Origin of the sequence: Kitasatospora sp. NPDC002227 (genome assembly GCF_040296285.1) — a bacterium.
Classification (GTDB): Bacteria; Actinomycetota; Actinomycetes; order Streptomycetales; family Streptomycetaceae; genus Kitasatospora.
Genome location: NZ_JBEOWY010000041.1, coordinates 23,673 through 40,475 on the forward strand (window position 1 = coordinate 23,673; position 16,803 = coordinate 40,475).

The window sequence follows — 16,803 nt, forward strand, 5'->3', positions numbered from 1 at the left end:
CCGGCAGTGGACATCGTCTACCTCAGCCTGGAGCACCGCCCCGGCGCCACCCGGGCCGTCGGCACCGAGGCCGCCCAGGTCCTCGACACCCTGTGGGCCCACGCCACCGCCGAGGACGGCCTGGAGCACGCCAGCGCCCGCACCGAGCCCGGCCGCCTCGACCTGCTCCTCTTCCTCCTCCCGTCCGAGGCCCCTGACACCCCGGACGCCACCCACCGCGCCGCCGCCCTGCTCACCCGCTGCCACCGCAACTCCCGCGCTCTGAAGCTGCGTTACCTCCCGCCGGCCCCCGCGCTGAGCACCCCCGGCCGCTGACACCCCGCGCCCGGCCCCGCCGACCGCTGTTCCTGCAGGACAGCCGTCCGCCCCCGTCATCCGCACGCGCCGGCGTCCGCCGTGCGCCGGAACACCTTCCACTGACAGGAGTACCGCCATGCCTCGCAAGCCCATCGCCCGGACCCTCGCCATGACCGCCGCCCTCGCTGTCGCCGGCTCCGGCCTCATCTCCGTCGCCGCCGCCCCGGCGAACGCGGCCGCCAGCCGCAGCCAGATCGTCTCCGCCGCCGTCGGCCAGCTCGGCCACGGCTGCTCGTCCGCCTACGACGGCATGGACTGCAGCCTCAACTGGTGCGCCGCCTTCGCCACCTGGGCCTGGGGCCAGGGCGGCGTCGACGTCTCCAGACTCGGCTGGACGGTCACCACCTTCGTCAACTACGGCGACAACAACGGCACCTGGCACGATCCGGGCACCTACACCCCGCAGCCGGGTGACGCCATGATCTTCGGCGGCAGCGGATTCCCGACCAAGGCCAGCGGCGGCGCCCACGTCGGCATCGTGGAGAAGGTCAACAGCAACGGCACCATCACCGAGATCGGCGGCAACCAGGGCAACTCGGTCACCGAAGTCACCGGCACCGCCGACTCCATCGAGCACAACCTCGAAGGCTCCTCCTACAACTTCCTCGGCTACGTCAGCCCCGCCGGCCTGGCGACGACCACGCCGCCGCCCGCCTCCACCTCGGCCGTCGCGGCCGGCACCAAGGGCTCGGTGGTGTACCCGAACGGTCTCGCCGCCACCTTCAAGATCCAGGGCGGCAGCCTCTACGACGCCTGGCAGACCCTTCCGACCCGGACCTTCACGTCGGCGAACCTCGGCGACGGCGGAGCCGGCGGTCTGGTCGGCACCCCGAACGTCATTCTCGACACCAGCGGCCGCACGAGCGTCTTCGCCCGCACCAGCGGCGGCGCGATCGCCACCGTCTGGCAGCCCGCCGCAGGCGCCGCCATGGACCAGTGGGCCACCAACCTCGCCGCCGGCTCGCCGACCTTCGCGAGCGATCCCACCACCGTGCGCTACAACAACGGCGCATTCGGCGTGTTCGCGATCGACACCAGCGGGAGCCTGTGGACCAGCTGGCAGCCCGGCGCCGGCTCCGGCTGGGTCGGCTGGGTCAACCTCGGCAACGGCGGCACCGGCGGCCTCACCGGCAACCCCACCGCCATCATGAACACCAACGGCCTGCCCAGTGTCTTCGCCCGCACCACCAGCGGCGCGATCGCCACCGTCTGGCAGCCCGCCGCAGGCGCCGCCATGGACCAGTGGGCCACCAACCTCGCCGCCGGCTCCCCGACCTTCGCGAGCGATCCCACCACCGTGCGCTACAACAACGGCGCATTCGGCGTGTTCGCGATCGACACCAGCGGGAGCCTGTGGACCAGCTGGCAGCCCGGCGCCGGCTCCGGCTGGGTCGGCTGGGTCAACCTCGGCAACGGCGGCACCGGCGGCCTCACCGGCAACCCCACCGCCGTCACGAACGCCAACGGCCTGCCCAGTGTCTTCGCCCGCACCACCAGCGGCGCGATCGCAACCGTCTGGCAGCCCGCCGCAGGCGCCGCCATGGACCAGTGGGCCACCAACCTCGCCGCCGGGGCCCCGGCCTTCACCCGCGACCCCAGCGCGGTGCTCTACCCCAACGGAGCGTTCGCGGCCTTCGCCGTCGACGGCACCGGTGCCGAGTGGGCCAGCTGGCAGAACAGCGCGGGTGCGGGATTCACCAACTGGGCCCAGGTCCAGTAGCCGACCGCCGCCCGGCCCGGCCCTGAGCTGATCAGGGACCAGCTCAGGGCCGGGTCAGGGGCGTTCCCGGATGCCCCGGCCCGGCCGCCGCGCCCAGGATGGACGCCATGCGAACCGAAGCCACCACCCGCCGCCTGGCGGCCGTCGCCGCCTTGACCGTGGTCGCGGCGGCCACCGCCGCCCCCGCCGCGCTGGCAGCCGACCACGGCCGCGAGCGCGGCGGCATCGTCTCCGTCCAGCAGATCGACCGCCTCAGCCGGGACGAGGCGCAGCAGCAGATCACCGGGCGCGGCTACGACGGGCCGGCGGCCCGGTACGGCGTGGCGGACTACCGGGTGCTCTACCGCACCGTCGACCCGCTGGGCCGGCCCATCACCGCGAGCGGACTGGTCAGCCTGCCGGAGACGGCGCAGCGCGAACTGAACACCGTGGTCTACGAGCACGGCACCACCGCCGCCAAGGCGGACGCCCCCTCGGCCGACGGCACCGACCGCGCCGACGCGGTGCTGTTCGCCGCCGCCGGGTACGCCACCGTCGCCCCCGACTACCTGGGCCTGGGCAGCGGGCCCGGGCTGCACCCGTACGCCGACACGGCCTCGGAGGCCACCGCCTCGCTCGACCTGCTGCGGGCCGCCCGCCGGCTGGTCCAGGAGCACGGGCACCGGCTGGGGCACGGGGTGCAGATCACCGGCTTCTCCCAGGGCGGTCCGGCCGCGATGGCGCTCGGCCGGGCCCTGCAGCAGGGCGCGGACCCGCACTTCCGGCTGGTGTCGCTGGCCCCGGTCAGCGGCCCGTACGACGCCCAGCACGCCGAGGCCCCGGCCGGGCTGGCGGACGGCACGCTGGACGGGCGGACCACCAACTACCTGTTCGGGTACTGGCTCACCGCGATGAACCGCGAGTACCACCTGTACGACAACCCCGCCGAGCTGTTCCAGGCGCCGTACGACCGGCAGGTGGAGGCCCTCTACGACGGCACCCACACGGACGGCGAGATCTTCGCCGCCATCCCTGCCGACCCGCACGCCTTCCTGACCCCGCACGCGATCGCCTGGGCGCTGCACCCCACCGGCGCGCTGCTGCGGGCCTTCCGGGCCAACGACGACACCTGCGACTGGGCCCCCGACGTCCCCGTCCAGCTCTTCGCGGCGGACGGGGACCACGCGGTGGCCTACCTCAACTCGCAGTACTGTGCCCGGGCCCTCACCGCGAACGGCGCCCAGGTCACCCTGACCGACGTCGGAGCGGTCGACCACTCACCGTCCCGCCGCGCGGCGCTGCCGCAGGTCGCCGCCCTGTTCGAGCAGCGGCTGCCCGCCTAGAACGGGAAGCGAGAACGCTCGTGCTGGATCGAGATCCACTTGAGCGTGGTGAAGGCCTCCACCGTGGCGTCGCCGTTGAGGCGGCCCACCCCGGAGGCCTTCTCGCCGCCGAAGGGGACGATCGGCTCGTCCGCGATGGTGCCGTCGTTGATGTGGATCATGCCGGTCTCGATCCGCTGGGCCAGCCGGACCCCGCGCTCGATGTCGCCGGTGTGCACGGCGCCGCTCAGCCCGAACGGGGTGTCGTTGGCGATCCGCACCGCCTCCTCCTCCCCGTCGAAGGGGACGATCAGCACGACCGGGCCGAACACCTCCCGCCGCAGGATCGCCGCGTCATCGGGCACGCCGCCGAGCACCACCGGGTCCATCAGGGCGCCGACGGTCTGCCCGCGCAGCAGCACCTGGGCGCCCTCCTCGACGGCCTTGTCCACCTGCGCGCCGACGGCGTCGGCCTGGGCGGTGTTGATCAGCGGGCCGATCTGGGTGGCCGGGTCGTGCGGGTCGCCGACCTTCAGCGAGGCGACCTTGGCGACGAACTTCTCGGTGAACTCGGGCAGCAGCGAGCGGTCCACCAGCACCCGGTTGGCGGCCATGCATACCTGCCCCTGGTGCGCGAAGCGGCTGAACACCGCCGCGTCCACCGCGTAGTCCACGTCCGCGTCGTCCAGCACGATCAGCGCGCTGTTGCCGCCGAGCTCGAGGACGCTCCGCTTGAAGTGCCCGGCGGCCACCTGGGCCACGTGCCGGCCGACGGTGTCGGAGCCGGTGAAGGCGATCACCTTGGGCACCGGGTGCTCGAGGAAGGCGTCGCCGATCTCGGCGATGTCGGTGAGCACCACGTTGAGCAGGCCCGGGGGCAGCCCGGCGTCCTCGAAGAGCTTGGCGATCAGCGTGCCGCCGGTGATCGGGGCGTCCTGGTGCGGCTTGAGCACGACGCCGTTGCCGAGCGCGAGCGCGGGGGCCACGGCCTTGAGCGACAGGAAGAACGGGAAGTTGAACGGGCTGATCACGCCGACCACGCCGACCGGCAGCCGGTAGAGCCGGTTCTCCTTGCCGTCCACCGGGGAGGGCAGGATCCGGCCCTCGGCCCGCAGCGAGAGCTGCATCGCCTCGCGCAGCATGTCCTTGCAGAGCGAGATCTCGAACCCGGCCTTGAGGTAGGTGCCGCCGAGCTCGGTGATGATCGTCTCGGTGATCTCCTGCTCGCGCTCCTCGATCAGCCGCAGCACCCGCTCGAAGACCAGCCGCCGCGCGTACGGGTTCTTCCGCGCCCAGGCCTTCTGCACCCGCTCGGCGGCCCGGTACGCCTGGTCCAGCTCGCCCACGGTGGCGACGGTGATCGAGGCCAGCTTCTCGCCGTTGTACGGGTTCAGGTCGACGATGTCCCAGGAGCCGCTGCCGGTGGTCCACTCACCGTCGATGTACTGCCGCGACAGTTGCGAGAAGTAGGACATCGGATCCCTTTCGACAGGCCAGGCCGCATCGCTGACGGATCATCATCGTACTGATGCGCTACAGGTCCCGGAGGGCAGACTCCAGAAGTCCCAGCGTGCCCTCGGGGGTGAGGCTCCCGGCCCGCAGGCGCTCGAGCACCACCCGGTACTCCGCCACCTCGGCCGGGCGGTCGAGGTAGATCGCGGTGGTGAACTGCTCCAGGTAGACCTGGTCGGGCAGGTCGCCGGCGCCGCCGAAGCCGAGCACGGTGAAGGCGCCGCTCTCGGCGGCCAGGCCGCCGACGCCCAGCGGCATCACCAGCAGGGTGAGCCGGGGCAGCGCGGACAGCTCGATCAGGTGGCGCAGCTGCTCGCGCATCACCTCGGGGCCGCCGCACGGGCGGCGCAGCGCGGCTTCGTCCATCACCGCGAGCAGCTGCGGGCCGCTCTCGCCGTGCAGGAGGTGCTGGCGGCGCAGCCGGACGGCGACCCGCCGTTCGATCTCCTCGGCGGGGGCGGTGGGGTTGCCGAGCAGGCAGACGGCGCGGGCGTAGGCCTCGGTCTGCAGCAGGCCGTGGATGAACTGCACCTCGTAGCTGCTGATCTCCCGGGCGGCCTCCTCGAGGCCCAGGTAGGTCTGGAACCACCCGGGCACCACCTCGCCGTAGGCGTGCCACCAGGCGGGGGTGTTGGTCTCCCCCACGAGTGCCAGCAGGGCGGAGCGTTCGGCCTCCTGGGTCACCCCGTAGAGGGTCAGCAGGTCGGCCACGTCGCGCTGCTTGAAGCCGACCCGGCCGAGCTCCATCCGGCTGATCTTGGATTCGGAGGCGCGGATCTCGTACCCGGCGTCCTCCCGGGTCACCCCGCTGGCCTCGCGGAGTCTGCGGAGCTGGCTCCCGAGCTGCAGCCGCCGGGCAACGGCACCGGCACCCTGCTGTCCGCTCTGCACGCCGCTCATCGTATGCCTCCAAGGAAAACCCGGCGTTCAGGCCGGGGAGGAATGGGATGCCCTGCGAAGCAAGGCATCGGGCTGCGTTTCGCCGTCGAGGCGGACTGCGGTGCAGGTACCCGCCGGTGGTTGTCAGTTCCTGCCGATAGGTTGATCTCGTGCACCTTCGCTACTCCTATCGCATCTACCCGACGGTGGGCCAGCGACAGGCACTGGCACGCACGTTCGGTTGCGCGCGGGTGGTGTACAACGATGCACTGGTCCTGCGGAAGGCCGCGTACAGGGTTGACGGTTCGATGATTCCGACCGGTGCTCTGGCCAAGGCGGTGATCACCGATGCGAAGAAGACGGCAGGCCGGTCGTGGCTGGCATCCGTCTCGGTCGACGCGTTGCAGTCGTCCCTCCGTGACCTGGACACCGCCTACCGGAACTTCTTCGACTCGGTGTCGGGTAAGCGTGCCGGCCGGAGGGCCGGGCTGCCTCGCTTCAAGTCCCGCAAGGACACTCGGCAGTCGCTGCGGTTCTCCCGCAACGGGTTCCGTATCCGGTCGAACGGAAAGCCGAACCTCGCGAAGATCGGCGATGTGCGGGTCAAGTGGTCCCGTGCGTTGCCCGCCGAGCCGTCGTCCGTGACGGTGATGCTGGACCCCTCGGGCCGGTATCACGTCTCCTTCGTCGTGGACGTGGCACCTGAACACCTGCCGGAGGTGGACACCGAGGTCGGCATCGACCTGGGACTGACCACCTATGCCGTGCTGTCCGACGGCACACTGATCGACAATCCACGCTTCCTGCGCAAGGCGGAGAAGAGGCTCAGGGCCGCGCAACGGGAGCTGTCCCGAAAGGCCAAGGGGTCGAAGAACCGAGCGAAAGCCCGGCGCAAGGTCGCCAAGGCGCACGCCAAGGTGGCCGACACTCGCATGGACTGGCTGCACAAGCAGACCACCAGGTTGATCGGCGAGAATCAAGCCGTCTACCTGGAGGACCTGAACGTGCGCGGCCTCGCCCGCACCCGCCTGGCCAAGTCCGTCGCGGATGCCGGATGGTCCACCTTCCGGCGACTGCTCGAAGAGAAGGCGGTCCGGTACGGACGGCACGTCGGTGTGATCGGCCGATTCGAGCCCACCACCCAGGTCTGCTCGCACTGCGGTGTCAACGACGGACCCAAGCTGCTGAACGTCCGTACGTGGACGTGCGGTGCATGCGGTGCCTTCCACGATCGTGACCTCAATGCCGCTCGGAACATCCTGGCCGCCGGACGGGCGGACAGGCTAAACGCCTGCGGAGGGCCGGTAAGACCTGGCGCGGCAATCCCGCGCCGGGCACAGTCCGTTGAAACAGGAACCCGCCGGAACGCTGGCCGCACCGGGCGCAAGCCCCGTGCCGAAGGCGCGGCCGGAGTCCCCGTGCCTCAGCACGGGGAGGATGTCAACAGAATCAGCCTCCGCCCTGGCGCCTGTCTGGACCCGCGGGCGCAGTCTGCCACCACTCGCCTGCGTACGGCTAGCAGGAAGTGAGATGTACCTGACCATCCGTCATCTTAATGCGCGTCCGGGCATGCGGAACGGCACCTGCCCCCAACTTGGTCGGGGAGAGGGCAGGCGCCGGATGACCGCATAGGCCCGGCAGCGCTGGCGGGTCGCGGGTGAAGCAACCGGACGGGGAATGTCCGGCGGTACACGTTGAGGGTTTTTTCACATCGCCCGGAGGCCGTCGGAAGGGATCAGACGGTCAGCGGGCGGTCGGTGGGACGAATGGGGGCGGGCAGGGCGGTCTTGCCGCCGAGGTACCGGTCCACCGCGGCGGCGGCCGAACGGCCCTCCGCGATGGCCCAGACGATCAGCGACTGGCCCCGGCCGGCATCACCGCAGACGTACACACCGTCCACGTTGGTGGCGAAGGAGCCGTCCCGGGCGACGTTGCCGCGGGCGTCGAGCTCGACACCCAGCTGCTCGATCAGGCCGTTCCTGACGTCCGTCCCGGTGAAGCCCATGGCCAGGGTGACCAGCTGCGCCGGGATGGAACGCTCGGTGCCTCGCACGGGCTCGAAACGGCCATCCTTGAACTCGACCTCGACGAGGTGGAGCTCGGCGACATTGCCGTCCTCGTCCCCGGTGAAGTGGGTGGTGTTCACAGCGTACACGCGCTCACCACCCTCCTCGTGCGCGGAGGTCACCTTGTACGTCATGGGCATGGTCGGCCACGGCTGGTGACCGGGGCGCTCGTCGCTCGGGCGCGGCATGATCTCCAGCTGGGTGACCGAGGCCGCCCCCTGGCGCAGCGCGGTGCCGAGGCAGTCGGCGCCGGTGTCACCGCCGCCGATCACGATCACGTGCTTGCCCTTGGCGCTGATCGGCGCCTCGACGAAGTCGCCCTCCTGCACCTTGTTGGCCAGCGGCAGGTACTCCATGGCCTGGTGGATGCCCTTGAGCTCCCGGCCGGGCACCGGCAGGTCGCGCGCGGTGGTGGCACCGGCCGCGACCACGACCGCGTCGAAGCGGCTGCGCAGGTCCTGGCCGGTGATGTCCTCGCCGACGTGGACGCCGGTGCGGAAGCGGGTGCCCTCCGCGCGCATCTGCTCGATGCGGCGGTTGATGTGCCGCTTCTCCATCTTGAACTCGGGGATGCCGTACCGGAGCAGGCCGCCCACGCGGTCGGCGCGCTCGTACACCACCACGGTGTGCCCGGCCCGGGTGAGCTGCTGGGCGACGGCCAGGCCCGCCGGGCCGGAGCCGACCACGGCGACGGTCTTGCCGGACAGGCGCTCGGGGATCTGCGGGGTGACCCCGCCGCGGTCCCAGGCCTTGTCGATGATGGTGACCTCGACGTTCTTGATGGTCACCGCGTCCTGGTTGATGCCCAGGACACACGCCGACTCGCACGGCGCCGGGCACAGCCGCCCGGTGAACTCCGGGAAGTTGTTGGTCGCGTGCAGGCGCTCGATCGCACCGGCGAAGTCGTCCCGGTAGGCCAGGTCGTTCCACTCGGGGATGAGGTTCCCGAGCGGGCAGCCGTTGTGGCAGAACGGGATGCCGCAGTCCATGCAGCGGCCGGCCTGCTTGGTGATGATCGGCAGGAGGCTGCGCTCGACGTAGACCTCGTTCCAGTCACGCAGACGGACGTCCACGGGACGGCGCTCGGCCAGCTGCTTGGGCGTGGTCAGGAAGCCCTTGGGGTCAGCCATGTGCCGCCTCCATCATCTTCGCGGTGATCGCGGTCTCGTCGAGACCGGCGCGCTCAGCGGCATCCTTGGCGGCGAGCACGGCCTTGTAGTCGGTCGGCATGATCGTGGAGAAGCGGGAGACCCCGCTGCCCCAGTCGGCCAGGAGCTCGGCGGCGACGGTGGAGCCGGTCTCCTCGTAGTGCTGCTGCACGGTCTCGCGCAGCCAGTCGCGCTCCTCGGCGCTGGGGGCCTCGATGCCCACCAGACCGTGGTTGACGCTCGCCGGTCGCAGGTCGAGCACGTAGGCGACACCGCCCGACATGCCGGCCGCGAGGTTGCGGCCCGTCTCGCCCAGGATGACGACCCGGCCGCCGGTCATGTACTCCAGGCCGTGGTCGCCCACGCCCTCGACCACCAGGGTGGCCCCGGAGTTGCGGACGGCGAAGCGCTCACCGGCCTTGCCGCGCAGGTGGATCCGGCCCGAGGTGGCGCCGTAGCCGATGGTGTTGCCCGCGATCACGTGCTGCTGCGCCTCGGCGCCGATCGCGGCCGCCTCGCGCGCCGGGCGCACGATCACGACACCGCCGGAGAGGCCCTTGCCGACGTAGTCGTTGGCGTCGCCCTCCAGGCGCAGCGTGATGCCGCTGGGCAGGAAGGCTCCGAAGGACTGCCCGGCGGAGCCGGTGAAGGTGACGTCGATCGTCCCCTCCGGCAGGCCCTCGCCGCGGTAGCGCTTGGTCACCTCGTGGCCGAGCATGGTGCCGACCGTGCGGTTGACGTTGCGGATCGGCAGCTGGATGCGGACGGTCTCGCCGCGCTCCAGCGCGTCCTCGGCCAGCTCGATGAGCTGGTTGTCCAGGGCCTTGTCGAGCGCGTGGTCCTGGGTGGTCGTGTTGTGCCGGGCGGCGCCCTCCGGAAGCGACGGCACGTGGAAGAGCGGGGCCAGGTCGAGCCCGGCGGCCTTCCAGTGCGTGATCGCCTCGGCGGCGTCGATGTGCTCGGCGTGGCCGACGGCCTCCTCGATCGAGCGGAAGCCGAGCTCGGCGAGGATCTCGCGGACCTCCTCGGCGATGAACTCGAAGAAGTTGACCACGAATTCGGGCTTGCCGGAGAAGCGCTCGCGCAGCACCGGGTTCTGGGTGGCGACGCCGACCGGGCAGGTGTCCAGGTGGCAGACGCGCATCATGATGCAGCCGGAGACCACCAGCGGCGCGGTCGCGAAGCCGAACTCCTCGGCGCCCAGCAGGGCGGCGATGACGACGTCACGGCCGGTCTTGAGCTGACCGTCCGTCTGGACCACGATGCGGTCGCGCAGGCCGTTGAGCAGCAGGGTCTGCTGGGTCTCGGCCAGGCCGAGCTCCCAGGGGCCGCCCGCGTGCTTGAGCGAGGTCAGCGGCGAGGCGCCGGTACCGCCGTCGTGGCCGGAGACCAGCACCACGTCCGCGTGCGCCTTGGAGACACCGGCCGCGACCGTGCCGACCCCGACCTCGGAGACCAGCTTCACGTGGATGCGGGCCGCCGGGTTGGCGTTCTTGAGGTCGTGGATCAGCTGAGCCAGGTCCTCGATGGAGTAGATGTCGTGGTGCGGCGGCGGGGAGATCAGGCCGACACCCGGGGTGGAGTGCCGGGTCTTGGCGACCCACGGGTAGACCTTGTGGCCGGGCAGCTGGCCGCCCTCGCCGGGCTTGGCGCCCTGGGCCATCTTGATCTGGATGTCATCCGCGTTGACCAGGTACTCGGAGGTGACGCCGAACCGGCCGGAGGCGACCTGCTTGATCGCCGAGCGGCGCTCGGGGTCGTACAGGCGCTCCGGGTCCTCGCCGCCCTCACCGGTGTTGGACTTGCCGCCGAGGCGGTTCATCGCGATGGCCAGCGTCTCGTGCGCCTCCATCGAGATGGAGCCGTAGGACATGGCGCCGGTGGAGAAGCGCTTGACGATCTCGGAGACCGGCTCGACCTCGTCGATCGAGATCGACTCGCGGCCCAGCGCGTCGAGCTTGAACAGGCCGCGCAGCGTCATCAGGCGCTCGGACTGGGAGTTCACCCGGTCCGTGTACTGCTTGAAGATGTCGTACCGGCGCGAGCGGGTGGAGTGCTGCAGTCGGAAGACGGTGTCCGGGTCGAACAGGTGCGGCTCGCCCTCGCGACGCCACTGGTACTCGCCGCCGATCTCCAGCGCGCGGTGCGCGGCCGGGATGCCGGAGGCCGGGTACGCCTTGGCGTGCCGGGCGGCGACCTCCTTGGCGAGCTCTTCCAGGCCGATGCCGCCGAGCTTGGTGGTGGTGCCCGCGAAGTAGGTGTCCACGGTGGCCTGGTCGAGGCCGATGACCTCGAAGACCTGGGCGCCGCGGTAGGAGGCGACGGTGGAGATGCCCATCTTGGACATCACCTTCAGCACGCCCTTGCCCAGCGCCTTGATCAGGTTGCGGATGGCCTGCTCGGGCTCCAGACCGGAGAGGAAGGTGCCCTGGGCGAGCAGGTCCTCGACCGACTCCATCGCCAGGTACGGGTTGACCGCGCCGGCGCCGTAGCCGATCAGGAGCGCGACGTGGTGCACCTCGCGGACGTCACCGGCCTCGACCAGCAGCGAGACCTGGGTGCGCTGCTTGGTGCGGATCAGGTGGTGGTGCACGGCGGAGGTGAGCAGCAGCGAGGGGATCGGCGCGTGCTCGGCGTCGGAGTGCCGGTCGGAGAGGACCAGGATCCGGGCGCCGTCGGCGATCGCCGCGTCCGCCTCGGCCGCGATGGCCGCGAGCCGGGCCGCGAGCGCCTCGCCGCCGCCGGAGACCTTGTACAGGCCCGAGAGCGTGACGGCCTTGAGGCCCGACTGGTCGCCGTCGGCGTTGATGTGGATGAGCTTGGCCAGCTCGTCGTTGTCGATCACCGGGAAGGTGATGCCGACCGAGCGGCAGTGCGCCGACTCGGCGGAGAGCAGGTTGCCCTCCGGGCCGAGGTTGCTCAGCAGCGAGGTGACGAGCTCCTCGCGGATGGCGTCCAGCGGCGGGTTGGTGACCTGCGCGAAGAGCTGGATGAAGTAGTCGAAGAGCAGCCGGGGCTTCTCGCTCAGCGCGGCGATCGGCGAGTCCGTGCCCATCGAGCCGAGCGCCTCACCACCGCTCTTCGCCATCGGCGCCAGGATGACGCGCAGCTCCTCCTCGGTGTAGCCGAAGGTCTGCTGACGGCGCGTCACCGAGGCGTGGGTGTGGTGGATGTGCTCGCGATCGGGCAGCTTGGACAGCTGGATCTGCCCGGCGGCCACCCACTCCTCGTACGGGTGCTCGGCGGCGAGCGCGGCCTTGATCTCGCGGTCCTCGACGATCCGCCCCTGGGCGGTGTCGATCAGGAACATCTTGCCGGGCTGCAGGCGGCCCTTCTTGACGACCTGCTCCGGAGCGATGTCGAGCACGCCGACCTCGGAGGAGAGCACGACCAGGCCGTCCTCGGTGACCCAGTACCGGGCCGGGCGCAGGCCGTTGCGGTCGAGCACGGCGCCGATCTGGGTGCCGTCGGTGAAGGTGACGCAGGCCGGGCCGTCCCAGGGCTCCATCAGGTTGGAGTGGTACTGGTAGAACGCGCGGCGGGCCGGGCTCATGGTGGCGTGGTTCTCCCACGCCTCCGGGATCATCATCAGCACCGCGTGCGGCAGCGAACGGCCGCCCAGGTGGAGCAGCTCCAGGACCTCGTCGAAGGAGGCCGAGTCGGAGTGGTCCGGGGTGCAGATCGGGAAGATCCGCGACAGGTCGCCCGGGATCAGGTCGGTGGCGAGCTGGGACTCGCGGGCCGTCATCCAGTTCCGGTTGCCCTTGACCGTGTTGATCTCGCCGTTGTGCGCGACGAAGCGGTACGGGTGGGCCAGCGGCCAGGACGGGAAGGTGTTGGTGGAGAACCGGGAGTGCACCAGACCGATCGCGGAGGCGTAGAGCCGGTCCGACAGGTCGGGGAAGAAGGGCTCCAGCTGGCCGGTGGTCAGCATGCCCTTGTAGACGATGGTGCGCGCCGACAGCGAGGGGAAGTACACCCCGGCCTCGCGCTCGGCCCGCTTGCGGACGACGAAGGCGACCCGGTCCAGCTCGAGGCCGGTCTTGGACTCGTGCCCGAGGAACAGCTGGGTGAAGCGCGGCATCACGCTGCGCGCGGTGGCCCCGAGCAGGTCGGGGGCGACCGGCACCTCGCGCCAGCCGAGGACGCTCACGCCCTCCTCGGCCGCGACGGCCTCGATCTGCGCCTGGGCGGCGGCCGCGGCCTCCTCCTCGGTGGGCAGGAAGGCGATGCCGACGGCGTAGCTGCCCTGGGCGGGGAGCTCGAAGGAGACCTTGGCCCGCAGGAACGCGTCGGGGATCTGGGTCAGGATGCCGGCACCGTCGCCGGAGTCCGCCTCGGCGCCGGTGGCGCCCCGGTGCTCCAGGTTGCGCAGTACGGTGAGGGCCTGCTCCACAATCCGGTGGTCGGCCACGCCGTCCAGCGTGGCCACGAAGCCCACGCCACAGGCGTCGTGCTCGTTGCGCGGGTCGTACAGACCCTGGGCGGCAGGTCGGGCATCCGGCACGAGCGAGTACGGCGCGCGGGCGCCGCCCTGGGGCTCGTTGGCGGAGTGCATGGATGCGGACAGCATCGGCTCTCCCGTCGTCGTCTTCAGCAAAAGTGGCAATAGGGACGACGTTGGCCCTCTGCGAGTGTGTGCGAGCTACATGATGCCGAAAATCCCGGTAAGTGGAATATCGCGTCCACATCGCGGACCGGGTTCGGGGCCTGAGCAGCTTTGCGCTGGCCCGCACACTGCCACCAGTGTGCCCCCCGCCGCCAGCACTGAAACGGGCACGTAACCGGGTGTCCACATGCCGAGAACACCTCACCTGTGATTCCTCCGCCGTGGCGGCGGCCGCACGCAGGATTCTGCGGTCCGCCCGCCTCACCAGCGCAGTCACTGCTGGTCACCCGTCCGGAGCATGTGTGCAACGTCACGCGGCATCCCGCATAAACATACGAGTCGGGGCACCTCCGAAGAGGTGCCCCGACTCCGTCAGCTCCGGCCGGCGTCAGCCGACGTGCCCGCCGATCAGCAGACCGAGCAGGTAGGTGACCCCGGCCGCGGCGCCACCGAGCACCAGCTGGCGCAGGCCGCTGAACCACCAGCTTCGCGCCGTCACCCGGGCCACCACCGCACCGCAGGTGAACAGGCCCACCAGCGAGAGCAGCAGCGCGGGCAGCAGCGAGTGCGCGCCCAGCAGGTAGGGCAGCAGCGGCAGCAGGGCGCCGAGCGCGAAGCAGAGGAAGGAGGAGGCGGCCGCCACCGTCGGTGAGGGCAGGTCGTCCGGGTCGATGCCCAGCTCCTCGCGGGCGTGGATGGCCAGGGTCTGCTCCGGGTCCGCGGAGAGCTGGCGGGCCACCTCGTGGGCGAGCTCCGGGTCGACCCCGCGCGAGACGTACAGCTCGGCCAGCTCGGCCAGCTCGCCGTGCGGGTTGCGGCTCAGCTCAAGCCGCTCGGCCTCGATCTCGGCCTGCACCAGCTCCCGCTGCGAGGCCACCGAGGTGTACTCCCCCGCCGCCATCGAGCAGGCACCGGCCGCCAGTCCGGCCAGGCCGGTCAGCACCACCGCGCTGTTGCCGACGTTGCCGCCGACCACACCGGTCATCAGGGCGAAGTTGGACACCAGACCGTCCATCGCGCCGAACACGGCCGGCCGCAGCCAGCCACCGTTGACGTCCCGGTGGTGACCGTCCGCCGGAATGCGGGGCTTGGGCTGCTCTTCCGTGGCGCGCTCGGCGATGGTGATGCTCATGGTCTCTCGGCCTCCGTCCAGACGTCCCCCTGCCCGCGGCCGGGCACGGCGAAGAGCCGTGAGCCGGGCCGCCCCGCAGGGCTCTCACGTCATCGAAAATAGCCGGATGATCTGACACATTCCAGCAAAGTAAGGCTGTCCGAACATGCCACCGGCCGCCCTCCGGGGAATCCGGAAAAGGCGGCCGGTGCGGGCATCTGCCCTGGTCAGGACGGGTTCTTCGGATCCCCGTCGGAATTCTCCGAGGCCTGGTCGGCCGGGGTCACCGCGGCATTCTCCTTACCGAGGTCCTGCTCGGACTGAATCAGTTCCTCGCGCGCGGCAGGGTCGATCGAGTCCGGCGCCTCACGGCCGGGGCGCAGGCGGCTGGAGAGGACGAAGTAGACCACCGCGCCGACGAAGACGACGATCGCCGTCCAGTCGTTCAGACGCAGCCCCAGGATGTGGTGCGCCTCGTCGATCCGCAGGTACTCGATCCAGGCCCGGCCGACCGTGTAGGCGGCGACGTAGAGCGCGAAGACCCGGCCGTGGCCCAGGGTGAAGCGGCGGTCGGCCCAGAGCACCAGCAGCGCGACGCCGACGCACCAGAGCGACTCGTACAGGAAGGTCGGCTGGAAGACGCCGTCCACCACGCTGCCGTCCGGCTCGACCTTGTGGATCTCCAGGCCCCAGGGCAGCGTGGTGGCCTTGCCGTACAACTCCTGGTTGAACCAGTTGCCCCAGCGGCCGCAGGCCTGGGCCAGCGCGATGCCGGGGGCGATGGCGTCCGCGTAGGCGGGCAGCGGCACCCCCCGGCGGCGCGCGCCGATCCAGGCGCCGACCGCGCCCAGCGCGATCGCGCCCCAGATGCCGAGGCCGCCCTCCCAGATCTTGAAGGCGTTCCAGGGGTTCTTGCCGTCCCCGAAGTACAGCTGGTGATCGGTGATCACGTGGTAGAGCCGGCCGCCGACCAGGCCGAACGGCACCGCCCAGACGGCGATGTCCCCCACGGTGTGCTTGGCGCCGCCGCGAGCGACCCAACGCTTGCTGCCGAGCCAGACGGCCACGACGACACCGATGATGATGCAGAAGGCGTACGCGCGCAGCGGGATCGGTCCCAGATAGAGGACGCCCCGCGACGGGCTCGGAATGTAAGCGATATCCATGGCGGGGTCGACGCTACCTTGTGCGCCCCCGTCGACCACAACAGGGGCGCGGGCACCGTTTCGTCACGGTGAGGGCGGGGTGTTGGACTCGGAGGCGGTGCTGGTCGGCGCCGGGCTGGCCGAACCGGGGCCGGTGGTGCCCAGTGGCTTGCCCGCGTTGGCCTCGTTGATCCACTTCACCAGGTTGTCCGGGGTGATCTCCTCGTCCCCCTTCTTCGGGTAGATCGGGGTGCCGTTGAGCAGGATGGTCGGGGTCGACTTGTAGCTCGACTTGTCGAAGTCCTGCTGCACGGCCGAGACCCAGCCGGAGTACTTGTTGTCGTTGACGCAGGCCTCGAACTTCGGCGTGTCCAGGCCGGGCACCTGCTTGGCCAGGCTGATCAGGGTGGCCTTGTTGCCGAAGGAGTCCGAGGTCTCGTCGGGCTGGTTCTTGTAGAGCACGTCGTGGTAGTCGCGGAACTTGCCCGCGTCCTGCGCGCAGGCCAGCGCGTTGGCGCCGTACTTGGAGCCCTTGCCGCCGAGCGAGCGGTCGATGAAGGAGACCAGGTGGTAGTTGTTGTAGACCTTGCCCTGGTCCTGCAGCTGGTCGACGGTCGGCGCGAACTCCCGCTCGAAGGAGCCGCAGGCGGGGCAGCGCGGGTCCTCGTAGATCACCAGGGTGGACGGCGCGTTGGCCGGCCCGTCCGGGATCACCAGGTTCTTCGTACCGATCGCGCCCGCCGGCGCGGCGACCGGGGTGTCCGGCTTGGAGCGCTGGTTCTGGACCACCACACCGACGGTGACCCCGACGGCGATCACCGCGACGACGACGCCGATCACCGCCAGCTTCTTGTTCCGCTTGCGGCGGGCCTCCTCGGCCACCCGCTCCTCCTGCAGCCGCTCGCGGGCGGTGCGCTTGCCTTCTCGGTTCTTCTCGCTCATGTGCTCGGTTACG

At 70.9% G+C, this 16,803-nt stretch carries 11 protein-coding genes; 4 read left to right on the forward strand and 7 right to left on the reverse strand.

Annotation, left to right across the window (positions count from 1 at the left end):
* Positions 1-6: 6 nt before the first annotated feature.
* The 3 genes from ABT095_RS28480 (at position 7) to ABT095_RS28490 (ending at position 3,399) form a co-directional block, all read left to right on the forward strand.
* Positions 7-315 (forward strand): hypothetical protein, encoded by a 309-nt coding sequence (locus ABT095_RS28480; RefSeq protein ID WP_350532398.1) that lies wholly within the window; start codon positions 7-9, stop codon positions 313-315.
* A 118-nt stretch (positions 316-433) separates the two neighbouring features.
* On the forward strand, positions 434-2,077 hold the full coding sequence (locus ABT095_RS28485) for a DUF8189 domain-containing protein (protein WP_350532399.1): 1,644 nt from the start codon (positions 434-436) through the stop codon (positions 2,075-2,077).
* Between the two features lie 107 nt (positions 2,078-2,184).
* Positions 2,185-3,399 carry an alpha/beta hydrolase family protein gene (locus ABT095_RS28490; protein WP_350532400.1) on the forward strand — a complete coding sequence of 405 codons (1,215 nt, stop codon included), beginning with the start codon at positions 2,185-2,187 and terminating at the stop codon, positions 3,397-3,399.
* Here the strand turns inward: ABT095_RS28490 and ABT095_RS28495 are convergent.
* Together ABT095_RS28495 and ABT095_RS28500 are read right to left on the reverse strand one after the other, a co-directional pair.
* A complete protein-coding gene (locus tag ABT095_RS28495; RefSeq protein WP_350532401.1) occupies positions 3,396-4,853 on the reverse strand; it encodes an aldehyde dehydrogenase family protein in 1,458 nt (485 codons plus the stop codon). The genes ABT095_RS28490 and ABT095_RS28495 overlap by 4 nt on opposite strands.
* A gap of 58 nt (positions 4,854-4,911) precedes the next feature.
* The gene (locus tag ABT095_RS28500) at positions 4,912-5,790 is read right to left on the reverse strand and encodes a helix-turn-helix domain-containing protein (protein ID WP_350532402.1); all 879 of its coding nucleotides are present in this window, start codon (positions 5,788-5,790) and stop codon (positions 4,912-4,914) included.
* 149 nt (positions 5,791-5,939) lie between these two features.
* On the opposite strand from ABT095_RS28500, the gene ABT095_RS28505 reads away from it, so the two are divergent.
* Complete coding sequence (locus tag ABT095_RS28505) at positions 5,940-7,298, forward strand: RNA-guided endonuclease InsQ/TnpB family protein (protein ID WP_350532403.1); 1,359 nt, start codon at positions 5,940-5,942, stop codon at positions 7,296-7,298.
* A gap of 206 nt (positions 7,299-7,504) precedes the next feature.
* Here the strand turns inward: ABT095_RS28505 and ABT095_RS28510 are convergent, their stop codons facing one another.
* The 5 genes from ABT095_RS28510 to ABT095_RS28530 form a co-directional block, all read right to left on the reverse strand.
* Positions 7,505-8,965, reverse strand: a complete 1,461-nt coding sequence (locus ABT095_RS28510; protein ID WP_350532404.1) for a glutamate synthase subunit beta — start codon at positions 8,963-8,965, stop codon at positions 7,505-7,507.
* On the reverse strand, positions 8,958-13,541 hold the full coding sequence (gene gltB, locus ABT095_RS28515) for a glutamate synthase large subunit (protein WP_350532445.1): 4,584 nt from the start codon (positions 13,539-13,541) through the stop codon (positions 8,958-8,960). Before gltB ends, ABT095_RS28510 begins: the two co-directional genes overlap by 8 nt.
* Before the next feature lie 439 nt (positions 13,542-13,980).
* Positions 13,981-14,724, reverse strand: a complete 744-nt coding sequence (locus ABT095_RS28520; RefSeq protein ID WP_350532405.1) for a VIT1/CCC1 transporter family protein — start codon at positions 14,722-14,724, stop codon at positions 13,981-13,983.
* A 206-nt stretch (positions 14,725-14,930) separates the two neighbouring features.
* Positions 14,931-15,869 carry a prolipoprotein diacylglyceryl transferase gene (gene lgt, locus ABT095_RS28525; protein ID WP_350532406.1) on the reverse strand — a complete coding sequence of 313 codons (939 nt, stop codon included), beginning with the start codon at positions 15,867-15,869 and terminating at the stop codon, positions 14,931-14,933.
* A gap of 63 nt (positions 15,870-15,932) precedes the next feature.
* A complete protein-coding gene (locus tag ABT095_RS28530; protein WP_350532407.1) occupies positions 15,933-16,790 on the reverse strand; it encodes a DsbA family protein in 858 nt (285 codons plus the stop codon).
* Positions 16,791-16,803 lie beyond the last annotated feature (13 nt).

Bases quoted from the DNA above. Each gene is read 5' to 3' on its own strand.
- ABT095_RS28485 (WP_350532399.1), top strand. From the start codon at position 434: ATGCCTCGCAAGCCCATCGCCCGGACCCTCGCCATGACCGCCGCCCTC.
- ABT095_RS28490 (WP_350532400.1), top strand. From the start codon at position 2,185: ATGCGAACCGAAGCCACCACCCGCCGCCTGGCGGCCGTCGCCGCCTTG.
- ABT095_RS28495 (WP_350532401.1), bottom strand. From the start codon at position 4,853: ATGTCCTACTTCTCGCAACTGTCGCGGCAGTACATCGACGGTGAGTGG.
- ABT095_RS28500 (WP_350532402.1), bottom strand. From the start codon at position 5,790: ATGAGCGGCGTGCAGAGCGGACAGCAGGGTGCCGGTGCCGTTGCCCGG.
- ABT095_RS28510 (WP_350532404.1), bottom strand. From the start codon at position 8,965: ATGGCTGACCCCAAGGGCTTCCTGACCACGCCCAAGCAGCTGGCCGAG.
- gltB (WP_350532445.1), bottom strand. From the start codon at position 13,541: ATGCACTCCGCCAACGAGCCCCAGGGCGGCGCCCGCGCGCCGTACTCG.
- ABT095_RS28520 (WP_350532405.1), bottom strand. From the start codon at position 14,724: ATGAGCATCACCATCGCCGAGCGCGCCACGGAAGAGCAGCCCAAGCCC.
- lgt (WP_350532406.1), bottom strand. From the start codon at position 15,869: ATGGATATCGCTTACATTCCGAGCCCGTCGCGGGGCGTCCTCTATCTG.
- ABT095_RS28530 (WP_350532407.1), bottom strand. From the start codon at position 16,790: ATGAGCGAGAAGAACCGAGAAGGCAAGCGCACCGCCCGCGAGCGGCTG.